Genomic DNA, 23,865 nt, shown 5'->3' with positions numbered 1-23,865 from the left:
AGACGAGACCACGGTGATCACGCTGGAGGAATGCGTTGACTGCAACTATCGCTGAAATCAACCCCGTTGAGACCGACGGCGGGCAGGAGTCCAGCCCGGTGAGCAAGCGCCTCATCCTGGACATTGACCCCAATGAACTCATCAGGACCAGCAATGTCCGCCCCGCTGACCTGGATGCCGAACTCGTGGAGTCCATCCGTGAGAACGGCCTGGTTCAGCCGGTCGTGGCGACACCCTATGAGGACGGGCTCGCCGTCATCCTCGGAAACCGTCGCACCGTTGCGGCGATCGAGGCCGAGCGCACCGTGGATGTGATCGTTCGCTATGACCTCGGCGCGGACGCGCTCCGCATCGTGGCGCAGCTGATCGAGAACATCCACCGCAGGGACATGACGGAAAGTCAGATCGCCGCTGCTTACGCGCAGCTGGCGATGGATCTCGGCATGAGCGAAAGCGAGATCGCCAAGAAGGTGGGCAAGAAGCGCGAGGCCGTTCGCGCCTCCCTCAAGCTTCACCAGATGCCGCAGACCACCAAGGACGCGGTGGACTCGGGCCAGATGGACTTGGAAACCGCGCTGGCTTTGGGCAGCTTCGAGAGCGACCCCAAGGCGTACAAGAGGCTCAGCGAGGCTGCCGCCCAGGGCAAGAGCAAGCTCGACTACCGGCTCAAGGAGGAGGAGAAGAAGCGCGAGCGGGACATTCAGCTTGCCGAGATGAAGGCGAAGCTGCTCAAGGATGGCGTCCAGGTGGTGCCCAAGCCCGTCGGACTGAGCTACAGCAGCGGCAAGGAGGTCCACCTCCACCAGATCGAAGGCCCGGACGGTGAGAAGTTCACCCCGGAGACCCACGCGGAGTGCCCCGGTCACGCCGCCTGCATCGAGAACTACGCCTACAGCGACCCCAAGCCGCTGTTCATCTGCCGTGACCCGAAGCGGTACGGCCACACCGTCACCTCCTACTACACCTACAAGACGCCGGAGGAGGAGGCCGCCGACGCGGCCCGGAACGAGGAGGCCAAGCGCCAGCAGGAGGAGCGGCGGCAGGCACTGGCCATCGCCCGGGAACTCCGGATGGAGGGCGTCCAGAAGCTCTGCCAGTCGAAGAAGCTGCCGAAGGGCTTGCTGCTGGCCTCGCTCGAAGTCCTCTTCGTTCTCGGTTTCGAGAGGACCGATCGGACCCGCAGTAAGGCGCTGGACTTCCTGGGGGTGGCGAAGCCGGGGGAGGACCAGGCCGAGGACTTCAAGATCAAGGTTGGCCGGATGGCCGAAGCGCGGCAGCCCCTTGCAGCGGTGGCGATGGCAGCCGCAGTGATGGAAGAAAAGATCGACCTGGTCGGCCAGGCGTGGGGCAGTGCGCACCGCCCGAACGTGATCTGGTGGTTCGAGGTGCTGGAGGGTGCCGGGTACACCCTGTGCGACCCCGAAGCCGAGCTGTTGGACACCCTCCGGGAGCAGGAGAAAAAGGCCAAGGCAGAGGAGGCCGAAGCCAATGCGGAGGAAGAGGAAGAGTGGGACGACGAGGGCGATGACGACCAGGACGCTGAGGCCAGCGCCGAGCCCGAATCTACGGGCGGTGAGGACGAGGAAGCCGCCGACGAGGGGAACGACGAGTCCGGCGAGGTGGTGAGCCTGGAGGAGCTGTACCCGGAGATTGACGAGCCGATCGCCGCATAGGGCAGCGGGCCGGGGCGCAGTCAGCGCCCCGGCCTCTCCCCGCCGCGATCACCGGCGCGCCCCGGAGGGCTCTGACCAGTGCCCTCCGGGGCGTGGCCACCGCCACCACGCTCGGAGTCGAAGTGTTCAACATCCACCCCATTCAGCCTCAGCACCCGGAACCTCCCGCGCCAAGGGTGCGCGCGGACCTCGCCGTCCAACTCCAGGGGAGCCACACCGTCGAGGCGGTGTGCATGGCCCGCAGCGTCCTGCTCGCCATGCCAGCGGCACGAATCCGGATCACCTGTCCCCAGCCCGCTTACGCCGCCTACACCGCGTGGTCTGATGCGCTCTCCCGCGCCGCGCGGGTGTTCCAGGGCGACAGCTCAGGCGGCAGCAGCCGCGTCCCCGCCGCCGGAGGCGTGACCGCCGGACACCTGCACTTCGCGGAGGAGGTGATCACCTCGGTTGACTGCCTCACCGCCGAGGCCAGCCCCACCCGCGCACCGCAGATCCGGGTACAGCTGGGCGGACTGCTGATCATCGCGGCGGACCACGCCGCCGTCATCAGCCAGGCATCCGCCTGGACCACGGCCTACGGGCACGCCGCCGGAATCTGGCCCGAACTTCCCCCGCTCGCCTCCATCGCCGCTGCGAACGCGGAAGCGCCGCCGCTTGGCGTCGCGGCTTGATCCTCAGCTTGGAGGCCCCCTTGTTCACCGTCCTCACTACCCCCGCCGGGCGCAAGCTTCACGTCTCCGTCTCCCTGGACTGGACCCGTGGAGCCGCCCTCTACCGGATCGCCGAAGTAGACGGGACGATCACCCTCGGGTGGTCGTCCGGCCACTATCGCTGCGACTGCTGCACCGAACCATCCATTGAGCTGACCTACGGGAAGCCCGGCGACAGCCCGTTCACGAGGCATTTCGAGGACCCGCCAACGGTGTTCGGCGTGACGCTCGCCGCACAAGCGGTCTACCGCGCCTCCACCATGGAGCCAAGCCGGGCCAGGGGCTGGCTCGTGGTCCGCCGTGAAGGCACCGACCACCACGACCCGGATGCCCCGGACGGCACTCGCCGCCGGACGGCAGAGATCGTCTACACCATCACGCGGCACTGGCTCGCCCAGCCGTGGGCGCGACAGCTCCACCGGGCGCACGAGCAGCGTAACGCTCCTGCCAGGCTCCGGCAGCACGCCGCCGCCATCAGGGACCTGGAGGAGAAAATCTGCCACCTCACCGCCGAGCTTGCCGAGGAGCTGACAGCGGCGGAGGAGCAGGAGCGGGTCATCAGCGCTGGACCGGTCGCCCCGGTGTGGCAGCGGCCGGACGGTCTGCCCGCGACGAGCGGGCAACTGGCGGCGTAGGCCCGGCGGCAGCCGGCGCGCGGCGCGATGGCGGGGGCATCGAGCCCCCGCCATCGCGGCGCATCCGGTCGAAGACAGCCAAGGCCCGGCCGGCGGCTTTCCCGCCGACGATGCCGGGGGAGCCCAGAGGACGACGAAGGACCGATGCCCACCCTCTACGAGATCAGCGATGCCGACTCCGGCCAGCTCCGCGCCGCCACCCGGACCGGCGTGCCCGAGGCCCTGGACGCTGCATGCCTCCAGCTCTCCGCCGAGCTGGAGGCCACCGGCGAAGGCGGCAGCATGATCCGCTACCGCCTCGCCGTGCATCAGGTCACCCAGACGGCACCCGAACGTGGCGCGGCCAGCGCCTGTACTACCCCGGCGGACCCCGCCCCCCGCAGCAGCAGGAGACGTAGGAACGGACACCCCGTGACGATCGTCGGGGCACCCACTTAGCATGAGAACGGCTCTGCACCACGAGCCGGGCACGAAGGGCACCACCATGGACAACCACCACGACGACCAGGCCCAGCGCCGGGCCGCGGTCGAGTCGGTCCGCGGCTCGCTCGCAGCCGAAGGGCTGGAGACCAGCACCGCCTACGACGACGACGCCGAGCGCTACGTCAGCGGCAGCCTCACCGCCGACGAGCTTGTGGCCCGCGCTGAGCAGCGCTACCGCCGACAGGCCGAGCCTGGCGCCGAATGACGACGACCGACCCCTACCTCGACCCGAAGTCCGGCATCCTGCGGAACTCCCTCGGGATCACCGACGGCACGGAGCTGGCGGCGGCAGAGGCGGACATCACCAGCGCCAGACTCACCAGGCTGCTGGAACGGCCGATCGCCGGTACTTGGGACCTCGCCCACCTTCAGGCCCTCCACCGCGAGGTCTTCGGCAGCATCTACCCCTGGGCCGGCCAGCTGCGGACCGTGGAGATCGGCAAGGACACCAGCTTCTGCCCGGTGCAGAATATCGAGGGCTTCGCCGCGGACACCTTCCGCAAGCTGGCCGGCGCAGACCACCTGCGCGGACTGGACCAGGGCCCGTTCAGCGCGAAGGCAGCCGACCTCTACGGCGACGTCAACGCCCTGCACCCGTTCCGCGAGGGCAACGGCCGGACCCAGAGGGCGTTCCTCGGACAGCTCGCCACCGCCGCCGGATACACGATCTCCTGGTCCCGCATGGACCCGGAACGCAACCGGCTCGCCTCCGTCGCCTCCTACCTGGGGCAGGACGGTCCGCTCCGGGCGATGTTCGCCGACCTCGTGACCCCGGCGACCAGCCGAGCCCAGGAGCGGTCGGTAGCCGGCCCCGCGGTGTCGGCCGTGCAGCAGCTGGTGGAGCGCCCGCCGACGCTGAACCCCGGAACACCGAAGCCGCCGACGCACCGACTGTAGAAGCACGGATCGAGGTAGCCCAGCGCCCTGGGCTACCCTGAACGACCTACGGTCCTCCCTCGCGGAGCACCGTGGTCTCTGGCCGGTGGACACGTGCCAACGCCTCCTCGGAGGTACCCCTCGCGGGTGTGCCCACCGGCCTTTCGCATGTCGTCGCGCCTTCGGCGCGGCTGTCTTGTCGGGGCGGGTGGGGTCCGGCTGCGCCGGGCTGTCTTTTTGGGTGCCTTCGGCCCCTGTCGCGGATGGTCGGGGTGATGCGGCGGGCGTCAAGGGCGCTCCTTCGTCGCGTCGCTGCGCGACCAGCCTGCGGCCGGCCCTGGACTCCCACCGCCTCACCCCTGGCAGCGCTTTCGGGGGGCCGGGCATCCCCCGGGAAGAGCAGGCGCGGGGCCGAGCACCGTCGCCGACCGACCCACTGATGATCTTGAAACACCCCGCCTGCCAGCCCTCAATGGCTTGACGTCAAACCCCTATACATATAATATTGAGCTTATTGGGAGGGGATGGCACCCCCGACCGGCAAGACGAGACCACGGTACGCACTGGGGTGAAAATGCAAGGTCCGCGCCATATCTTCGGCCACTTCACGGCCACTCGCACGCGCTGGATGTACGACGACGAGGGCTCCCCGATCGAGGAGCCCGAGCAGATCACCGGCTGGGTGGACTGGGGCTGGAACTCCCGGCTCCTCCATGAATCCCGCAACTACGTCCGGCCGTACGTCACCCTCTCCGAGGACGACCCGGACCTCTACGGCGAGATCCGCGACGCCTTCAACCTCCTTCCAGGCGGCCCGACTTCGGAGGGCAGCAGGGGCACCTACTACGCCGCCGACACCTACAGCACCATCGACGGCGACAACTGCGATTTCAGCTACGCCCTTCACTTCACCTGCAAGTACCTCGGCCCCAAAGGCTGGGTCGAGGAGCCCTGGGAACCGGACATGTCCAAGGTTGCGGCGAACGCCTGACCCTCTGCCTCAGCGCGGCCAGCCCGCGCCCAATACCCACGAACCGACAGGGGAGAACCGCATGCCGAACGCAACCACGATCACCATCGTTGGCAACCTCACCGCCGACGTCGAACTGACCTTCACTCAGGCGGGAGTGGCCAGGGCCAAGTTCACCGTTGCCAGTGCTGAGCGGGTCTACGACCGCGCCACGCAGACCTGGAAGGACGGAGCGGTCATGTACCTCCAGTGCACCGCGTGGCGAAGCCAGGCCGAGAACGCCGCCGAGAGCCTGACCAAGGGCACCAGGGCCATGGTCGTCGGGCCTCTTCGTCAGCGCAGCTTCGAGACGAAGGAGGGGGAGAAGCGCACCGTCTTCGAGGTCGAGGTCGAAGAGGTCGGCCCCAGCCTGCGCTTCGCCACGGCCAAGGTGGTCAAGCCCGGCCGCACCGAGGGGACCGCCGCCAATGCGGGGTGGGGAACCCCCGTCACCCAGGCACCCCAGCGGACCGCCGGTAGCCCGTGGGACGTCCCGGCCATGGCCGGTGCCGGGGCGGTCAACCCCCCGTTCTAGCCGACTGCTTCGGGGGTGGCCACCGTGCCACGAACTTCCCTGGTCAGTCTATCCAGTCGATCGGAGAAACCCTTGCAGTCCATCCTCATCACCCCCAACGCCGAAAGCGCCGAACTCGTTCGCCCGAGCCTGGAGGACTACGCCAGGCGGACCGACAGCATCAGCTTCCAGATGCTGGACGACCCCGACGCCCTGGCCAGCGTCCTGAAGTCCATGATCACCGACCTGTGCCATCTGGCCGACGCCGCTGAAATCACGGGCGACCGAGAGGAATTGGTCATGCGCGCTTACCGGGAATACCGCACGGAGTGCGCTTATGAAGCACTCGACACCGACGAGTAATAACGGCGCGTGGGGGCGGATATCCCGCCCCCCACGCGCACCAGGCCGAGGGAAGGCAACCCACGGCCGATCCCACGAAACACCAACCGAAAGGCACGCCATGCAGCCCCCGAGCACCACCACCGCCCCCGATCGCCGGGAGACTCGCCCGGCTGAGTCCTGGGAGATGAACGAAGCGCACGAAGAGAACGACCGGCGCGACGTGGCGCAACTCCTCGCCGCCGCAGGCTTCCGCCGCGCAACCCTGGGTCAGTTCGCACTCACCACGGCGAGCGGCTTCTACGTCCGGACCAACCGCGCCCGCACCGAACGCTGCGGCTCCCACCAGATCAACATCCTGTTCAAGGTCCGCGACTACAACCCGGATCAGACCGCCCTGCACGCCAACTTCTGCCGCCGCTGGTCCGCCGCAATCGCGGACCACGGAGGTTGGGACGTCAACTATGACGCCGAGTACCCCGAAGGCGGAATCACCGTCACCCGCCGGTAAGCCTCCCTCCGCCCCCGGTTTCCATCGCCGGGGGCGGGCGGCGGCGGGCGCGGGGGCGGCGGCATCGAGCCGCCACCCCCGCGGCTGCCGCGCGACCCACCCCGTTGCAGCCAGGCAGACCCGCTCGCCCGATGGAGACTCCGTCCTGAAAACCCTCACGCTCAACGCCATGTACGCCGTCACCAAGGCCGCCGAAGGACAGCCGTCTCTACACGACGTCGGCCCCGTGACTCTGTCCTTGGAAGAACTGACCCGTGCCGAGCTGACCCGCGAGTGGGAGTGGCTGATAGACGGGTGCCTGCCAGGCGACCGGCACTCTCTGTGGCGCCTCACCGCTCGCGGCATCCGCGTTCACCATCCGATAGCCGGCCTCCTGGGGACGATGATCCAGACTGCCATCACCCCAATCCATGTGGAGTGGTACCACCCCGCGATGGATGACCACCTCTACGTGGGACAGGCCCAGCGCCTGCGCCACGGCGCGGCCTACATCATCGACGCCCGAAGGCACCACGGGTATCCCGTGCCCGCTGACCCGCCGCCGGCCGCCACCCCCGCATTCGAGCCGCCTGTCCGACTGGGGCCGGGTGAAGTGGCCCGCTACTGCGGCTCCTTGGCCGAACTGCGCGGCCAGCTGGTGCGCGTGAAGCACTGCGACTGCGACGAGGACTTCTGCGCTGGATACCGCGCGGAGCCCCTGGAGCCCGGCAGGGACGGGGCCGTTCACGTGCGCCGGACATCGTTCGACGCGGTGGCCGAGGGCGCTCAAGAGAGCGTCGATCTGCACCGATAGGGCTTGACTGGAAACCCCTAAAGCTATGTAGTTGTACTTTTTGGAAGGGGAGGGCAACCCCGACCGGCACCCACGAAGAACCTCCAGTGCGAAGGACCGAAGTGACCGTAACTCTTGCTGCGCGCACCCCCTCCCGCAACGCCTCCCTCGGAGAGCTCGCCGCACTCCTCCAGGACGAGCACCACCGCAAGCTGGACGTGGTGGCCCCCGCCTCCACCATCCGTGCCGAAGACGGGCGGCTGATCATCCAGGGCACCGCCCACAAGCTGAGCCCCACCGGCGTCACCACCCGCGCCGGAGCCTTCCGGCCCACCGGCGTCTGCGAAGCCGGCATCGCCGAGAAGCTGGGCATCCCCGTGGGCTACCTGCGCAAGGTCCGCACCGAGGCCCCGGAGCTGTGGGACGCCAACGTCAACGGATGGCTTGACCGCACCGACCGCTCCTTCATGATGCGCACCCTGCTCCCGGGCGACCAGGGCGAGGGCATCGCCCGCGCGATGCTCTCCACCGGCTACCGGATCATCGACAACCTGGACATCCTGACCGCGGCGCTGGACGGTGTGCGCCGCGCCGGGGTTGACGTCCGGATCGACAGCTGCGACCTCTCCGACAAGCGGATGTACGTCCGCATCATCGCCGACCAGGTCCGCGCCTACGCGCCCAAGCTGCTGCGCAACTACCGAAGCCCGTTCACCGGCGACAGGGGCGCGGACAACCCCGTCGTCTTCGCAGGCTTCGAGATCAGCAACTCCGAGACAGGGTGCGGCGCGTTCACCATCACCCCCCGCCTGGTGGTCCAGGTCTGCAACAACGGGATGACCATCACCCGGGACGCGGAGCGCAACGTCCACCTCGGCGGACGCCATGACGACGGTGTCGTGAAGTGGAGCGACGAGACGGTTGAGCGCGTGTTGAAGGTGGTCACGTCGAAGACCGCGGACGCGGTGCGGACGTTCCTGCGCGAGTCCTACGTTCAGGAGCAACTGCACCGCATCGAGTCCACGGCAGGAACGCCGATCACCAACCCCGAAGAGACGATCACCACCGTCAGCAAGGCGCTGCGCTTCAACGAGGACACCCGCGCCGCCCTGTTCAACCACTTCATCGCCGGTGCCGACGTCACGGCCGGGGGAGTGCTGCACGCGGTCACCTCCGTGGCGCAGACCCTGCCCGACACCGACGAGGCCCACGACCTTGAGGCCCAGGGACTGCGCGCCATGGAGCTGGCAGCGGCTGCCTGACCTTTCCGGCGGCGGCACCTCGCAGTGCCGCCGCCGAGCAGCCGGCCCGAGCGTCGTTGCCGGGCCGCGCGCCGGTCGGGCGGGGATCGACCCCGCCCGACCGGCCAACCCCGCGGGCCGTCCGGAGGGTAACCGGGCGCACCCGCGCGACACCCACGAAGACCACCCTGCGGAGCGTCACGTGACCCCCATGATCAACCTTCTGCACAGCCCCCTGGCGATGCCAGCCGATCAGCCCCTGACCGTCGTCTACTACGAGCACCTTGAGCTCTCCACCGGCGTCGCCTACCGCGCCCACGTCCACCGCAGCGGCCAACAGCTCGGCGTCATCGAGAGCTGCGGCACCGGTGAGTCGCAGTTCCTCCCGGCTGCCCTTGAGAGCTACGACTTCAAGGACTTCCGCACCTTCGTGGCCAGCTGCCTCTTCAAGGGCGAGTCGGCCACCGACCAGCAGGTGCACGAAGCGCTGATCGACGAGTACGAGGTCTCTCTCGCCATCGCGGCTGCGGCCGAGCGGGGCAGGCTGCTCGCCCGCGAGGTCACCGACGGATTCAGCACGACCCTGACCACCGTGCCCCGGGCACTCCACCCGCACGGTCACGATGAGGCAGCAGCCCAGCTCGCCCGCCTGTCGCACCGGTCATGGGAGATGTGGACGGGATACCGCTGGCAACGGCTCCCGCAGACACAGCCCGCCTGACCGGCCGCGGCGCGGGTGAGGCCGCATCGAGCGGCCCCACCCGCGACCCGCCACCGCCGCGCCGCCACCGAGCAGTGGCGAGCACAGCACCACCGCACTGACGCCGGAGGGCAACCGGCCGAGGCGCGCACCCACGACGGCACCGCCGAGGAGCAACCGCACCATGTCCAGCCACAGCTGGGAACACTCCCGAACCCCCGACCACCAGGACCCGCTGCCGGTCCGCATCCCCTACCGGCACCTGTCCGCGATTGCGGTCATCGACTGGCACGACTACAACGGCGAGCCCCTGGCCCGCTTCTACGCCCGCCACGGCCACCCGCACGTCGTCATCCCCACCGTCGCCGAATACCTGATGACCTGCCGCCAGCAGGAGTCAGACCCGGAGCCCGACGAGTTCGAGACCTTCGCCCAGATCCTCGGACTTCGCATGGACGAGACCGGGACCAGCCGCCGAGACCTCCCCAGCAGCACCCGCTACTACTACCGGCTCGTTGCTCACTGCGACTTCGCCACGCAGCCGGCCGACCCCCTCCACTGGCACGATCCGCAGCGCGGTCTCCAGGTGATCGCGCAGCGCCGCACCGACGGAGACCACCGCAGCGGCTCCGGCGACCGCACCCCCTGGCTGACCGTGCGGACCCTGACCACCCTCAGCGCGGTGCTGGCCGACGCCGCAGACCAGTTGCGCCGCCTCGCCGCCGTCCAGCCCAGCAACAGCGAAGAGGCCAGCCGCACGCTGTTGAAGCACGCCGACCTGATCGTCCAGGCTGCCTGCTTCACCGAGCTGGCCCGCACGCTCGGTCCGCGCCGGTGACGACCACCAGCAGCACCCACGCGGCACCGCCTGACGGCAGGGCACCGCGGAGCGAGGAGGCCACGGCCACCATCGTGGCCAGCGTCCTCGGTCTCTGCGCGTTCTCGGTCTCCTTCACCCACGTGCAGACCGTGGCGGTGCAGTCCGGCCAGGGCGGGTGGGTCGCCGACGCCATCGCCGCCAGCGTCGAGCTGATGGCCACCGCCGCCATCACCGAGATCCGCCGCCGCCGCCGGCGCGGCCAGCCGACCGGCTGGCCGCGCGGCGTCCTCGTTCTCGGCGTCGGCATGAGCCTGGCCAGCAACCTCGCCACGGCCCAGCCCACAATCTGGGGATGCGTGATGGCCGCCTGGCCGCAGATCGCGTTCCTCGCCGTTGCCGCCCTGATCGAGACCCGGACGGAGCCCGTACGGACCGGCCCCGTACGGACGGAGCCCGAACGCACCGGCCCCGTACGCACCGAGCCCGTACGCACCGAGCCCGTACGCACCGAGCCCGTACAGCGGCGCGGTGCCCCCGGTTCCTCCGCTGTGCCGCGCCAGCCGCGTACGGCGAGCGAAGGCGTACGGGGGGCGGACGACGGCCGCAGCGAACAGGGTGGCGACCGCAGGGCAGGCACCGCGGGGCGCCCCAGCCGCGTCGAGGTCGTGCAGATGCTGCACGCCGAGATCACCGCTGATAAGGACTGGGCGCCGGACTACGCGGAGCTGACCCTCACTACCGGCTACGGCCGGTCGTGGTGCGAGAAGCGCGTCGGCGAGGCACGGCGGGCCGTCGAGGACGCTCGCACCCAGCCGTTTGCGGAGGCGATCCGGACCGAGCCACCCACGGGCACCCAGCCGTCCGGCGATGAGCACCAGGACGCCGGAGCGCTCGCATCGGTCACCACCATCTCCAGCACACCCAAGCCGGCGCGAAGCACCATGCAGCCACCCTCGCCCGGCAGCACACGACAGAAGGCACTAGCATGATCGTTTCATCAACCATCGCCCGCAGGAGAAGGCTGCGCGGCTATGACCACCTGGTGTTCAGCCTCTCCGGAGGCAAGGACGGACTCGCCGCACTGGACCGAGGCGTCGCCCTCGCCGACGACGCCGGGGTGCTGGACCGCGTCGTCGCCCTTCACTGCGATCTCGGGTCCGCAGAGTGGGAGGGCGCCGCGGACCTTGCCCGTGCTCAGGCCGAGCACTACGGCGTCGCCTTCGAGGTCCGCCGCCGCGAGCAGGGGACGCTGCTGGACATGGTGCGCCACCGCGGCATGTGGATGAGCCCTCGGGCTAGGTATTGCACCAGCGCGATGAAGCGGGACGTGGCCAGGAAGTTCTACACCGAGCTCGCCCGCAGCACTCCCACACCTGGCCGACCGGCCCGGTTGCTGACCGCACTCGGCATCCGCGCGGAGGAGAGCCGTGCCCGAGCACAGCGGCCGGTGCTGGCGGTGGACCGCACGGTGAGCAACAGCCGGAAGGAGGTGACCGTCTGGCACCCAGTGCTTCGCTACAGCACTGACCAGGTCTGGCAGGCCATCCGGCGCAGCGGCGCACCCTCGCACCCCGCCTACGCCCACGTCAGCCGCCTCTCCTGCCGGCTGTGCCCTCTCGCCTCACGCCGAGACCTGCTGGTCTCCGCCCGACTGAACCCCGAGCTGGCGGCCGAGTACGCCCAGGTCGAGGACGAGATCGGCCACCGCTTCCGCAACGACTGGACCATGGCCCGGATCATCGAGGAGGCGCATGAGCTGCCGCCGGAGGCGCTGACCCGGGAGCACCCGCTCGCGGCCTACGGCTCCGGCGGGACCCTCCGGTTCGAGGTCGGGTGCGCGGCGTGAGCGGCATGCCGGTCGCCCTCAGCTTCGGTATGGGCATCGACAGCGCCGCCATCCTGGCGCGCTGGCTGGTCGAGCCGGCCAGCCGCACCTTCCCGCTGGAGCAGCTGACCGTGGTCACCGCCATGACCGGGGACGAGCCGGACGTCACCCGGAAGCTCATGGAGCGGCATCTCCTGCCGCTGATGCGCGAGCACCAGGTCCGCTACGTTCAGCTCGCCCGCGCGTCCCAGGCAGGCGGGCACGTCATCCTGGACGACTCCCGCGCACCCCAGCGAATGATCATGCGCGGGCCTTGGCGACTGTCCGACGAGCTGATGGCGAGCGGCACCGTTCCCCAGGTCGCCGCGAAGCGGCGCCTGTGCAGCTGGCGGGCGAAGGGCGACGTGCTTGACCGCTGGTATGCCGCGGAGTTCCGCGGCCAGCCGTTCCGCCACGTCCTCGGCTTCGCCGCCGAGGAGGCCCGGCGCGCGCTCCGGGATCAGGACTACGCCACCGCGAACCGGCGGCCCGAGTACCCGCTGATCACCGACTGGTCATGGGACCGCGAGGACTGCGACGCCTACCTCCACGCGCTGTTCGGCCAGCGCTGGTCTCGCTCGGCCTGCGGCTACTGCCCCTTCTCAGCGAGCCGGCGCGGCTTGCCCGAGCTGGTGGAACGCTGGCGGGCCGAACCGGACGTCGGCGCCCTCGCCCTGGCCCTGGAGCACACCGCCCTCGCCCTCAACCCGCGCTCGCGTCTCTTCGGGAAGCTCTCGGCACGCCAGGTGGTGCAGGACCACGGCCTCGCCGACGTCCAGCGCCGGTTCGAGCGCCGCCTCGACCACCCCGGCCAGCAGTGGACGCTCTACGACGTGCGCCGGATCATCCACCCGCGCCGCGACGACCCGACCAGCAAGGGAGCGGCCTGGCGCTCGGTCGGCATCCACCACACCGGCAGCCGCCGGGAAGCGGACGAGGCGATGAGCTGGCTGGCCCGCAAGGCGGGCGTGCCGGTAACAACCGACCAGTACGGCATCCGGCGGGCCGAAGTCGTCGCCCGCGGAGCGGTCTTCCCCGCCGTCGAGCACTGCCTCGCGGTGGCCCCGGCCGGGGCGGTGCCGAAGCAGCGCGCGGGGTTCGAGGTCTGGTGGGACAGGCTGCTCTCGGAGCAGCAGCAAGCGCCCCGCAGCGGCTTCGCGCTGACCATCGCCGCATAGCGGCTTCACGACGATGACGGCGACCGGCGGCACGTCCCCCGAGGGGGTCGTGCCGGCCTCAAGGACCGGCTGGGCAAGCCGCCGGTCGCCTCCCACGAGGACACCAGCAGGTGCGATCTCGCACCGGCTAAATTAGCCCATGACGCAGGTGCCCCGCGGCGGGAACCTGACCAGCTGCATCAGTCCGAAGACGACGATCTCCGGGATGCGGGTCATCCGTCGCACGTTGCGCTTCGCCACCAGCCCCGAGGAGACCGATCACCATGTCCGCCGAGACCCCGCCAGCGCCCACCACGGCGCGCCTGGACGGGCTCCCCGACGAGATCACCGCGCAGGAGATCGCTGGAGCCCGCGGCGTGTCCGTCGCCACCGTGCGGAACTGGATGAAGCTCCCCGGGTGGCCCGACTCGGTCGGAAAGCGCGGCAAGGCCGTTCTGTACCCCAACGCTGCCGTCGCTCAGGTGCTGGCCGACAACGAAGCCGGCCGCATCGACACCAGCGGGCTCGGCGACGACCCCGCCGAGCTGGTCACGCTGCCCACCATTGCCGAGCGCACGGGACTGCCCCAAGGGACCGTCAGCGCCTACCCCGCTCTCTACGGCGCCAGCAACGACCCCTTCCCCGCAGGCGACTCCCTGGGCCGCCGCCGGGTGGGCGACGTGGCGGCCTGGCTCTCCCGCCGCACGACCCTCGGAGGCATCCGCCCGGTGGCCGCCGCCCTCGGCAAGAGCACCGCCCCGGCCGCATCCAAGACCAAGATCACCGAAGGCGATATCGACATCAACGGCGTCCAAGAGGAGACCGGGCTCGGGCGCGAGGCCGCCAAGTCCCTTCTGCGCCGGACCGAGCTCGCCGCCATGTCCACCGGCAAGGTCGGGCGCAACAGGATCTGGCCCCGCGCGGCGCTGCTCGCGGAGCTCAAGCAGCTGGGCTACACCCTCCGCAGCGAGAAGCCCGCCAGACTCACGGCCGCGGAACGTGCCTGGCTCAGCGAGCCGCGCAGCGCCAGCGAACTCGCCGAGCACTACAGCGTCACCATCGGGGCCATCACCCACCGTCTGCAACGCGCACGCGACGCCGACGCTCAGGTGCCGGAGCCGGTGGACCCCACCGCGGCCGTCAAGAAGTACGACCCCGCCGAGTTCGACGGTTTCTGGAAGCGCTGAGCCTATCCGGGCCGAGCGCAGATGTGCCGATGCCCGGCACCAGGATCACCTGGTGCCGGGCATCGGCACATCCACACCCAAGGTCCTCAGCCCAGCGGCTACGGCGGGTCCGTCGCGGCCCCGGCCGGAACGCCTGCCGCATCGACGGCGGCGACCACGGCCGGCCCGGTGCCGGTCGCGGCCTCCGCTGGCTCGGACGCCTGGTTCGCCACCCGCTCGGTCGCCGGATTCCTCTCCGCCTCCGCCTCCGCCTCCGCCTCCGCCGTCGCCAGCGCGCCGCGCACGTCCGACAACGTCAGCCCCGTCAGCGCCGCGATCTGATCACGCGGTTCCCCCAGACCGACCAGCAGCCGCAGTGCGCGCCGCGCCTCCGCCTCCGGCTTCGCCGTAGCGGCCTCCGCCTCCGCGAGGATCTGCGCCGCCTTCGCCTGCGCCCGCGTCCGCAGTTCCTCCGCTCGCGTCGTCCCCTCGAACCAGTCGGCGAGCGCCGACTCCACCATCTGCTCGTGCGCTAGACGCAGGGCATCCCGCCGCGCCTTGGCTTCCTGTGCTGCCTTTAGCGCCGCCGACCGCGACGCGGAAATTCGTCCACTCATGCGCAGCACCATAACCGTAGAAGCCCAGGTGGAAAAGCCTCTATATCGCCTCTAGAGAAACGACGAGAAATGATGAGAAGTAATGAGACGTGAGCTGCTAAAGAATCTTCGCAGCCGCTCACGTAGACCGTCTGAGCTGCGCATAGTTTAGCCGGATCAAGCCAGCCAGACACCTCTTGCAGATATTCTGAGCATGGCCCGCTGCGCGGATATAAGCTGCTCCCATGACACGATCGGGAGCAGTGGAAAAGGCGGCGCGAATAGCGTCGTCCCCTCGCTGTATCCCGGCTGGATTGAACCGGCGGTGGTCGCGTTGATGACCATCCACAAGCTCACCAGTGGGACGGGCTACACCTACCTGACGCGGCAGGTCGCGGGCGGCGACGTGCAGCGTGAGCGGGGCCAGTCGGCTGCCGACTACTACACCGCGAAGGGCAACCCTCCGGGCATCTGGGTCGGCTCCGGTGCCCCGCTGCTGGATCTGGCCGGGCAGACCGTGACCGAGGAGCAGATGAAGCACCTCTACGGCTTGGGCCAGCACCCGGACGCGTCGCGGATCATCGCCGCGTACCTGGAGGCGAACGTCACCGCCAGCATGGACAAGGAGCAGCGGGAGAAGGTCGTCGCCGCCGCGGTGAAGTCCGCGACCCTGGGCCGGCCGCTCCCCGAGTACAAGGCCCTGGCCTCGTTCGAGTCTCGCGTCGCCGAGCGGCTGGAGGTGTTGCAGAAGCAGGCCAAGCGCGCGCCGACCACCGCGGAGGTGGGCAAGGTCAAGCGGGAGGAGTCCGCGCGCCAGCGCGCGGCGGTGGCCGGCTTCGACGTGGTCTTCGCGCCGGTGAAGTCCGCAGCCCTGGTGTGGGCGCTGGATGAGCGCGAGGAGGTCCGCTCAGCCGTGCGCCAGGCGCACGAAGCCGCGAGGGACGCCGCGATGGAGCTGCTGGAGGAGCATGCCGCGTTCACCCGCACCGGCTCTACCGGGCAGGCGCAGATCGAGACGAAGGGCTTGATCGCCGCCCAATTCGACCACTTCGACAGCCGCGCCGGCGACCCGAACCTGCACACCCACGTCGCCGTCTCCAGCAAGGTGATGGGTGTGGATGGGAAGTGGCGGGCACTGGACGCCCGCGCCCTCTATGCGACCACCGTGGCGGCCTCCGAGTTCTACAACACCCGCTTCGAGACCGAGCTGACCGCCCGCCTTGGCGTCACCTTCGAGGCCCGCGAGACCACCGGCAAGAAGCAGCCGGTGCGCGAGATCACCGGCGTCCCCACCGAGTTCATCACCCACTTCTCCGCGCGCCGCACCGAGATCGAAGCGCGCTACGAGCAGCTGCTGCGCACCTACCGGGCCGACCACGGCCGCGACCCGTCGAAGGCGGTCGCGCACAAGCTGGCGCGGCAGGCCAACTTGGACACCCGCGAGGGCAAGAAGGCCGCCCGATCCCTGGCCGAGATGCGCGCCGACTGGACCCGCAGCCTCACCGAGGCCCAGGGCCCCAACGCCGTTCAGCAGCTCATGGCAGCCGTCCCCAACCCCGCCCAGCCCGCAGAGTCGGCCACCGCCGTAGAGCACGACTTCGTCGCCCTCGCGGACCGGGTGATCGCTGCGGTGGGGGAGGAGCGGGCGGTGTGGACGGTGTGGAACGTGCGTGCTCAGGCCGAGCGCCTGGTGCGCGAACTCGCCCCCGCCGACCGCGAGCAGCACGACGCCTGGACGGCAGCGGTCGTCGCCGCGGCACTGGCTCCGCAGCGCAGCGTGGTCGTCACCGCGCCTGCCCTGATCGCCGAGCCCGCCGAGCTCCAGCGCTCCGACGGCACGTCGGTGTTCGAGCAGCACGCCGGCCTGCGCTACACCTCGCAGGCCGTGCTGGACGCCGAACGGCGCGTCGTCACCGCAGCCCTGACCGCCACCGCGGTCGGTCTGTCCGGGCCGTTCGTCTCGGCCGCCATTGACGGCTTCGAGAGCCGCGGCAAGAGCCTGGACGAGGGACAGCGCGCCCTGGTCGCAGGCTTCGCCACCGACCCCCGGATGGTCGTGCTGGGCCTTGGCCCCGGCGGCTCCGGCGAGACCACGGCGATGCAGGCGTACGTCCACGTCGCCGCCCAGGCCGGGCAGCGCGTCATCCCGTTGGCCACTTCCGCGGCAGCCGCCGCCGTGCTGGCCAAGGACCTCGGCCGTCCGGCGGAGAACCTGCACAAGTTCCTGTGGGAGTACACCCACGGCCCCGCCGCGAACGCCCTGCGCAGCGGCGGCACCGTGCCCCGCAGCCGCGCCTCGTTCGTCCTTCGCCCCGGTGACGTGGTGCTGGTGGACGAGGCCGGCATGGCGGGCACCTTCAACGTCGATGCCCTGGTGAAGTACGCCGCCGCCCGCGGCGCGGTGGTACGGCTGCTGGGCGACTACCGCCAGCTGTCCTCGGTGGAGGCGGGCGGCATCCTGCGACAGATCCACCACGAGGCCGGCGCCTACGAGCTGACCCACCTGCACCGCTTCAACAACAAGGACGAGGCCGCCGCCACCCTCAAGCTGCGCGTCGGCGACGGGGCCGGTCTCGACTTCTACGAGAACAACGAGCGCATCGTCGGCGGGTCGCGGCAGGCGATGGTCGATGCCGCCTACCAGGGTTGGCGCACCGACATGCTGGCCGGGAAGACCACCCTGATCAGCACCGCCACCAACACCGACGTCACCGCCCTGTCCGCCCGCGCCCGCGAGGACCGCGTGGCCGCCGGCCAGGTCGAGGCCGACGGCGTGCTCCTGGCCGACGGCAACCGTGCCGGACGCGGCGACTGGATCGTAACCCGCGACAACAACCGCAAGATCACCACCAACCGGGGCCGAGACTTCGTGAAGAACGGCGACGCCTGGGAGGTCGTCAAGCGCCACGACGACGGCTCGCTCAAGGTCCGCCATCTCGAACACCGAGGCCGCCTCACGCTGCCCGCCGACTACGTGGCCGCCAACGTCCAGCTGCTCTACGCCTCCACCGTGATGCGCTCCCAAGGCGGCACCGTGGACACCGCCCACCCGCTGGTCGCCGAGGATATGACCCGCGAGCAGCTGTACGTCCAGCTCTCCCGCGCCCGCGAGATGACCACCGTCTACACCGTCACCCATGAACTGATGGCGTTCGACACCGACGAGCAGATGGACGCCACCCGCCACGACCCCGACACCTTCGCCGCCCGCGAGGTGCTGGAACGCGTCCTGGCCCGCGAAGGCGCCCAGCACTCGGCCACCGACACCATCAAGGAGGCCCAGGAGGAAGCCGGTTCGCTGTCCACCCTGGTCCCGCGCTACGACCACGCCACCGACACCCTCACCCGCCAGCACTACGCCCAGCTCACCACCACCGTCCTGGGCCCCGACCTCGGCCAGGCCATCACCGCGGACCCCGCCTTCAGCGCGGTCGCCCGCGCCCTTCGTACAGCCCAGGGCGACGGCTGGCAGGCCGAGCAACTGCTCGCCGCCGCCGCCCGACAGGGCGACCTGACCACCGCCGACTCACCCGCCCAGCTTCTCGTCTGGCGTATCAACCACCACACCGACGAGCACCACCAGGCCCCCGCCCACCTCCACCAGCCCACCGCAGCCGACGCCACCCGCTACGCCGCACTGCTGGGTCTGAACAGCACCACCTTCAACCCTCAGACCGCGACGACCACGCCGTTCGCGCTGCGGACCGTCGCGGCCTCCGGCACCACGCCCGCCGGCCACCCCTACGTCTCCGCCACCGATCTGGACCGGTACGCCGCTGCTGCCGCCGAACGGGCCGGAACCATCGCAGCGACCGTCACCGAGCACCGCGACTGGCCCCAGCTCGCCGCCGTCCTGGTCGCCGCCCACCAGGCCGGGCATGACACCAACCTGCTGCTCGACACCGCCCACGCCCGCACCACCCGCAGCGACAACCCCCTGCACGACCTCACCACCCAGACCAGCGAACTCGCCGTCCAGCGCGGCATCCCTGCCACCGAGCACCGCGTCCCGGCGGCCCTGCGCCACCAGGCCGCAGCCCACCACGCCCTGGTCGACGACCTCGCCGAGCAAGTCCGCACCGAAGCTGCCTGGCCCGCCCTCACCGCAGCGCTCCGCCGCGCTGAGACCGCTGGCCACCGACCCGACCAGCTGCTGCGCCAGGCCGTCGAATCCCGCCCCATCGACAGCGCGGACAGCGTCAGCCTGCTCCTGGCCTGGCGCATCAACCGCTACCTCGCCACCGCCCCCACCCCCGGCACCGACCAGCGCACGACCGACCGCCAGGCCGAGCAGTGGCGCACCCTGGCCTGGACCCTCAAGGCCGCCGAGGTCAGCGGCAGCGACCTCACCGACGCCTTCGTCAATTCCAGCGGCACGGGCCAGGCGGAGCAGGCGCTCCAGCACGCCAGCGCCCTCCAGGAAGCCAGCGCTGCCGTGCGCCAGGACCTGCCCGGCTGGGTGACTGCGCCGCAGCAGAACACCGCCATGGACCCGGCCCACCGCACCTACCTGGACGACCGAGCCCAGCTCATCGCCGACCGGATGACCGCCCTCGCCGAGCGCGTCACCACCACCCGCCCCGACTGGAGCCAGAGTCTGGGCGACGCCCCCGCCGACCCGACCGCCCGCGCCACCTGGACCCGGCACCTGGCCACCATCGCCGCCTACCGAGACCAGTACCAGGTCACCGACAACAACCCCGCCCAGCCTGCCGGCCCCTACATCGAACAAGGCCGCGCCGGACACACCGCCTACTGGGCAGCCGCCGCCTCCGCCCTCGCCGCCAGCAACCTCGCCCGCACCGGCACCGCACCCAGCAGCACCACGCCGACGCCCGACGACACCGCCCGCGGCCAGCTCGCGGCGGACGTCTTCCAGACCCTCACACCCCAGCAGCAGCAGACCGTCATCGACGACATCGCCACCCGCACCGGCGCCACCTGGCTCCAGCACGCCCCGGTCACCGAAAACGCTGCCCTGCGCTTCGTCACCGTCGTGGACCCGCTGACCACCGTGATGACCGAACGCGGCCACCTCGCCTCGGAGAGCCGTCCGAAGAACGCGCCGACCGTAGCCCCGGAAACCACCGAAGCCTCCCCGGCGGCTGAGCCGAGCCTTGCTGAGCGGCGCCGCGCGGGCCGCGCCGCCGAGCGCGCTGCTCACCGTGAGCAGGTCCAGGCTCGCAATGGCCGAACTGCCCGAAGCTCCTCCCCGGTCCGCCGCGCCGCCCAGCCGCAGCAGCCGGCCGAGCGTCCCGACCGCCGACCCGAGCAGCAGCAGCCCCAGGTCCAGCAGCCGCCGCGCCAGTGCCCGGACCAGCAAGGACCGCGCATCCGGTAGCCCGGAACTAGCGGATGAATCGACTGGGGCCTTCCGCGTGGAGGTATGGAAGTGCGTCGGACAGTGGCACGCCCAACTCGCACGGGCCTCTCCGACCACAAGTTCGAAGCGCGGGTCGATCGACTGCACCGAGGCTTCCGCGTTCGTCGCCAGGGACTTCGCCCCCCGAGCACGGCGCATGCGACTAGGGCCAGGACGAAGGCCAGGGGATCTTGCGACCGCGCAAGATGTGGTTGGTGCTAGAGCAGCCGCCGGACGCATGGATTCGCTAACGTGGCGCTATCGCACAATCGGCCCATTCTGAAGGGGAGCACGTTGGACGCTGGCGCGTTGGGAGTCGTGTTCGTCCACGGGATTAAGTCGTCGGCCGCCACGTGGGACGCTGTTCGTGAATCACTTGCCCAGACCGAGGACTTGGCCGATCTGGAGCCGCAGCCGCCATTCGAGTATGCGACGGGCGTGTTCGGCAACAAGCCGGTGCGAATGAAGAATCCCCTGAGCCTGAGCGACGCCCTGCGGGTGCTACCGTCCTTGGACACCATCGCCGACAGCCTAGTGTCGTACCTCGACACCGAGGCGGCGGAGTTCGAGCGCCTGGTCCTGGTCGGCCACAGCATGGGCGGCCTAGTTATTCAGCGCTTCCTCGCCCGCATGCTCTCTCGCGGCCGCGGTACCGATCTGGCGCGCATCCGCAGAGTCGTCTTGTTGGCCTGCCCCAACCAAGGCTCCGACCTTGCTCTCGTCTTGCGTAAGCGATACCGCTTGCGCAACCCACAGGAGAAGGCGCTGCGTCCATTCGACGAGCCTGTGACCGACGCGCGCGCGGTCGTACTCGCGCAGATCGTCAACGCCCACGCTGTCACGGCGAACAGCTGCCCCATCCCCTTCTCCGTCTATGCAGGCACCGATGACGGGGTGGTCTCCGCCGCTTCCGCCCGTAGCAGCTTCCCCAACGCAGCCGCCCTACCAGGCAACCACTTCACCATCCTCAACAATCAGCGAACGTTCAACACCCTCCAGCGGCTTCTGCGCGAGGCCGCCCAAAGCGAGCCATCCCAGACGGCGGATGCCAACTCCTCCACGGACCTGAACAGGCGCGACGTGCCTGTCCATCTTCCTGCTCCGCCGATTGAAGTCCGACTCAAGCCGGAGATCGACACGGCGAGTAATCTCCTTCGGTTGCGTGTCCTGAACCGCGGCGAACTCGGACGCTTCCGGGTCGCGGTCATTGATGCAAGGGACGAGGACGGAAACTGGGCTGGCCCTCGAAGTTGGCCCGTTCCCTGGCTGGAGGATGGTTCGGTCGGTGCCAAGGACGTGCCAAAATTCTGTGCGCCATTGCTCAACCTAGCCCGTTTCGACTTCCTCGGGCTCCAGCAGGACCTGGACGGGACCAAGTGGTTGAACGGAGATCACTGGGCCTTCCCATCGCTTCCGCAACCAGTGGCGTTCAGCTATTCGCCCGTCGGACGCTGGTCGGACCTGGACACCCAGTACATCGTCCTGACGTTGCGCGTCATCAGGGACAAGCCAGAGGGCCACGTCGATGTCCAATTCAAGATCGGTGCCGATGGATCCCGGCTGTACTGCCGCGAGCTGCCCGAGGAAGCGGAGCGGAACGAGGCCGGGCCTGAACCCGCGTCCATGCCGGAGCCGTCGCCTGCGTTGACCAACCGCTGGCGCCATACCTCTGACGGTTCCAAGGTCCCGGCTCTCATGAACCTGACGCACAGCAGTATGTCCCATCCCGGATATGGTGGCCGGCAGTGGGATGAGGTGCCGCCATCGGTCAGGGTTGGCATGCTCATCGGCTGCCAGGACATCAACCAATTCTGCAGCGGCACCGAGCTTCGGGCGAAGTTGACTGCTTTTCTCGACTCAGTACCCGTGCGCGAGCTCCTTGGTTCGCTCACTCATGTCCCGGCAGACGCAGCCTGGACGAATCTGGCGGGCCATGGGCTGCTGGCTCTTGAGGCTGCTCTGACGACTGGCGACGATCCGTTGGAAGGCGCGCCGGTTGCCTCTGCGCTCTTCCTGCCGCCGACTACTCGGGCCATCTCTGGGCGCGCCGAGCGGACAGCGGCTCTGATCCTCTACATCGAGCCGCGAACGGCCAGCGGCCAGGTACCTCCGGCCGCAGGGCTCAAGGAGTGGTACCGACGCTTCAGCCTTGGCTTGGCTGTTCCAGGCGTCTTCGCCGACTTCCTTTCCAATGAAATTGGATTGGGCACCTTCGACACCCCTCCGGCTCAGTGCGGAGTCTGGCTCGACTCTCACCAGCCACTGACGACCATGGTAGACACCGACGGACTACGAATGCTGCCAGGATCAGCCCCATCGAACCAGTTCATCGGCTGGGCATACGCAGATCCGGACGGCAAGTTCTCCGATGGAATCGCCTACGACATGATGGTTCAAATGTGCGAATACCATCTGCACCTGGATGACTTCGAGTCAGCACTGCCGGAGCACCGCGGGTAGTGGTCGGCATCGTCTCGGAATCCCGCCACTCCACCGTGCGCGCCGTGTGTTGCGATTGGAGGGTCGGTGTAGAGGTGCGCGTCCTGGCCGAGTCTACTGTAACGCTCTTGGAAGTGGCCGGCCTTGGTGGCGACCTGGCTCCAGACCATGCCCAGGGAGCGCTTCTCGGACGAACCCCGGTGGAGGGTGAGCGGGACTGTGGGTGCCGTCAGCGTGGTGGGGTGTCGTTGTGCGAGAATACGGCCCCCACGTGAAGCGTGTGTTGACTCACGGTGCGACACGGGCACCGTCGAAACGGGGTAGTCGTGGCGATGGCAATGTGCCCGATTTGCAGCGACGACGAGGACGTTGAGGTGGTACGGGTCCTCGACAGCGGGCGTCGGCTGGTCCGGCATCGGTGCGGTCAACAGTGGGAGCACGGGGAGCCTGTAGACCCGAAGAGGGCGTCGGCTCAGTCCTTCGACTCCCTCAGGGCCCGCTTCCCGAGAGCTGAGGACGTGCACCCCGAACGGCTGGATCGGGTGGCTCGACTGAAGGCGCAGTACCTGACCACCAGGCCGGGCTTCGACCCTGCAGTGGCGGCCTACTGGGAGAGGTACCAGAAGGTGTTCTCTCGGGAGGGACTGTGGGCGTGCAACCCGAGGGATCTCAAGGACTTCGCCAACACCATTGTCGGGGCTCACCCCGGCAACCAGTCGACGTTCAACTCCAGTTGGAACGACATAGGTGACGCTGCGGCTGCTGAGTCGACCCGCCGGACGGTGGAGTATCTGCTGCGCGGGCCTGAGGATGTGCCGTGTGAAGACCGCCTTGAACAGTTGCTGAGCGGCACCAAGCCGTTCGCCATGTCCGGATTCAAGGAGGCTCTGCTGACGAAGGGGGGCTTCACCCCGGATGGTGGACACGGGTTTGTGTGGTTATGCGGCGAGTGTCAGGGTAGCTGATTGGCGCTGCTCGTAGGCGACGGGGCTGAG

Annotated in this window: 22 protein-coding genes; 21 read left to right on the top strand and 1 reads right to left on the bottom strand. The window is 69.5% G+C overall.

The features are described from left to right. Positions 1 to 98: 98 nt before the first annotated feature. The 18 genes from ABH925_RS33420 (at position 99) to ABH925_RS33335 (ending at position 14,494) form a co-directional block, all read left to right on the top strand. Entirely contained in the window at positions 99 to 1,673 is a 1,575-nt protein-coding gene (locus ABH925_RS33420; RefSeq protein WP_370154312.1) for a ParB/RepB/Spo0J family partition protein, read from the top strand. A gap of 92 nt (positions 1,674 to 1,765) precedes the next feature. Further along, complete coding sequence (locus tag ABH925_RS33415) at positions 1,766 to 2,344, top strand: hypothetical protein (RefSeq protein WP_370154309.1); 579 nt, start codon at positions 1,766 to 1,768, stop codon at positions 2,342 to 2,344. A 20-nt stretch (positions 2,345 to 2,364) separates the two neighbouring features. Further along, positions 2,365 to 3,018, top strand: coding sequence for a hypothetical protein (locus tag ABH925_RS33410; protein ID WP_370154307.1), 654 nt, complete (start codon positions 2,365 to 2,367; stop codon positions 3,016 to 3,018). Between the two features lie 144 nt (positions 3,019 to 3,162). Next, a complete protein-coding gene (locus ABH925_RS33405) occupies positions 3,163 to 3,456 on the top strand; it encodes a hypothetical protein (protein ID WP_370154304.1) in 294 nt (97 codons plus the stop codon). Position 3,457: 1 nt separating this feature from the next. Then, positions 3,458 to 3,706: an antitoxin VbhA family protein gene (locus ABH925_RS33400; RefSeq protein ID WP_370154301.1), complete on the top strand. Its 249-nt coding sequence runs from the start codon at positions 3,458 to 3,460 to the stop codon at positions 3,704 to 3,706. After that, positions 3,703 to 4,398, top strand: a complete 696-nt coding sequence (locus tag ABH925_RS33395) for a Fic/DOC family protein (protein ID WP_370154299.1) — start codon at positions 3,703 to 3,705, stop codon at positions 4,396 to 4,398. The genes ABH925_RS33400 and ABH925_RS33395 overlap by 4 nt, the downstream gene beginning before the upstream one ends. A 607-nt stretch (positions 4,399 to 5,005) precedes the next feature. Continuing rightward, entirely contained in the window at positions 5,006 to 5,368 is a 363-nt protein-coding gene (locus ABH925_RS33390; protein WP_370154297.1) for a hypothetical protein, read from the top strand. A 61-nt stretch (positions 5,369 to 5,429) separates the two neighbouring features. Beyond that, positions 5,430 to 5,921, top strand: coding sequence for a single-stranded DNA-binding protein (gene ssb / locus ABH925_RS33385; protein WP_370154294.1), 492 nt, complete (start codon positions 5,430 to 5,432; stop codon positions 5,919 to 5,921). Positions 5,922 to 5,993: 72 nt separating this feature from the next. Then, on the top strand, positions 5,994 to 6,263 hold the full coding sequence (locus ABH925_RS33380; RefSeq protein WP_370154291.1) for a hypothetical protein: 270 nt from the start codon (positions 5,994 to 5,996) through the stop codon (positions 6,261 to 6,263). A gap of 166 nt (positions 6,264 to 6,429) precedes the next feature. Beyond that, a complete protein-coding gene (locus ABH925_RS33375) occupies positions 6,430 to 6,753 on the top strand; it encodes a hypothetical protein (protein ID WP_370154288.1) in 324 nt (107 codons plus the stop codon). Between the two features lie 169 nt (positions 6,754 to 6,922). Beyond that, the gene (locus ABH925_RS33370; protein WP_370154285.1) at positions 6,923 to 7,546 is read left to right on the top strand and encodes a hypothetical protein; all 624 of its coding nucleotides are present in this window, start codon (positions 6,923 to 6,925) and stop codon (positions 7,544 to 7,546) included. Between the two features lie 101 nt (positions 7,547 to 7,647). After that, a complete protein-coding gene (locus ABH925_RS33365) occupies positions 7,648 to 8,787 on the top strand; it encodes a DUF932 domain-containing protein (protein WP_370154282.1) in 1,140 nt (379 codons plus the stop codon). 220 nt (positions 8,788 to 9,007) lie between these two features. After that, positions 9,008 to 9,487 carry a hypothetical protein gene (locus ABH925_RS33360; RefSeq protein WP_370154279.1) on the top strand — a complete coding sequence of 160 codons (480 nt, stop codon included), beginning with the start codon at positions 9,008 to 9,010 and terminating at the stop codon, positions 9,485 to 9,487. A gap of 163 nt (positions 9,488 to 9,650) precedes the next feature. After that, complete coding sequence (locus ABH925_RS33355; protein WP_370154276.1) at positions 9,651 to 10,304, top strand: hypothetical protein; 654 nt, start codon at positions 9,651 to 9,653, stop codon at positions 10,302 to 10,304. Further along, positions 10,301 to 11,275, top strand: coding sequence for a DUF2637 domain-containing protein (locus tag ABH925_RS33350; RefSeq protein ID WP_370154272.1), 975 nt, complete (start codon positions 10,301 to 10,303; stop codon positions 11,273 to 11,275). Before ABH925_RS33355 ends, ABH925_RS33350 begins: the two co-directional genes overlap by 4 nt. Then, positions 11,272 to 12,132 carry a phosphoadenosine phosphosulfate reductase family protein gene (locus tag ABH925_RS33345; RefSeq protein ID WP_370154269.1) on the top strand — a complete coding sequence of 287 codons (861 nt, stop codon included), beginning with the start codon at positions 11,272 to 11,274 and terminating at the stop codon, positions 12,130 to 12,132. Before ABH925_RS33350 ends, ABH925_RS33345 begins: the two co-directional genes overlap by 4 nt. Beyond that, positions 12,129 to 13,328 carry a hypothetical protein gene (locus ABH925_RS33340; protein WP_370154266.1) on the top strand — a complete coding sequence of 400 codons (1,200 nt, stop codon included), beginning with the start codon at positions 12,129 to 12,131 and terminating at the stop codon, positions 13,326 to 13,328. Before ABH925_RS33345 ends, ABH925_RS33340 begins: the two co-directional genes overlap by 4 nt. Before the next feature lie 263 nt (positions 13,329 to 13,591). Continuing rightward, positions 13,592 to 14,494 (top strand): hypothetical protein, encoded by a 903-nt coding sequence (locus ABH925_RS33335; RefSeq protein ID WP_370154263.1) that lies wholly within the window; start codon positions 13,592 to 13,594, stop codon positions 14,492 to 14,494. A gap of 98 nt (positions 14,495 to 14,592) precedes the next feature. Here the strand turns inward: ABH925_RS33335 and ABH925_RS33330 are convergent, their stop codons facing one another. Beyond that, positions 14,593 to 15,090, bottom strand: a complete 498-nt coding sequence (locus ABH925_RS33330; protein WP_370154260.1) for a hypothetical protein — start codon at positions 15,088 to 15,090, stop codon at positions 14,593 to 14,595. 316 nt (positions 15,091 to 15,406) lie between these two features. Between ABH925_RS33330 and mobF the strand changes: the two genes are divergently transcribed. The 3 genes from mobF to ABH925_RS33315 all read left to right on the top strand — a co-directional run bounded on the left by mobF (position 15,407) and on the right by ABH925_RS33315 (position 23,835). Next, entirely contained in the window at positions 15,407 to 20,410 is a 5,004-nt protein-coding gene (gene mobF / locus ABH925_RS33325) for a MobF family relaxase (protein ID WP_370154256.1), read from the top strand. 315 nt (positions 20,411 to 20,725) lie between these two features. Further along, the gene (locus ABH925_RS33320; RefSeq protein ID WP_370154253.1) at positions 20,726 to 22,891 is read left to right on the top strand and encodes an esterase/lipase family protein; all 2,166 of its coding nucleotides are present in this window, start codon (positions 20,726 to 20,728) and stop codon (positions 22,889 to 22,891) included. A 305-nt stretch (positions 22,892 to 23,196) separates the two neighbouring features. Beyond that, a complete protein-coding gene (locus ABH925_RS33315; protein WP_370154250.1) occupies positions 23,197 to 23,835 on the top strand; it encodes a hypothetical protein in 639 nt (212 codons plus the stop codon). Positions 23,836 to 23,865 lie beyond the last annotated feature (30 nt).

The sequence above is a fragment of the Streptacidiphilus sp. EB129 genome (genome assembly GCF_041262645.1).
Taxonomy (GTDB): domain Bacteria; phylum Actinomycetota; class Actinomycetes; order Streptomycetales; family Streptomycetaceae; genus Streptacidiphilus.
This window is presented reverse-complemented; position numbering and strand designations above follow the sequence as displayed.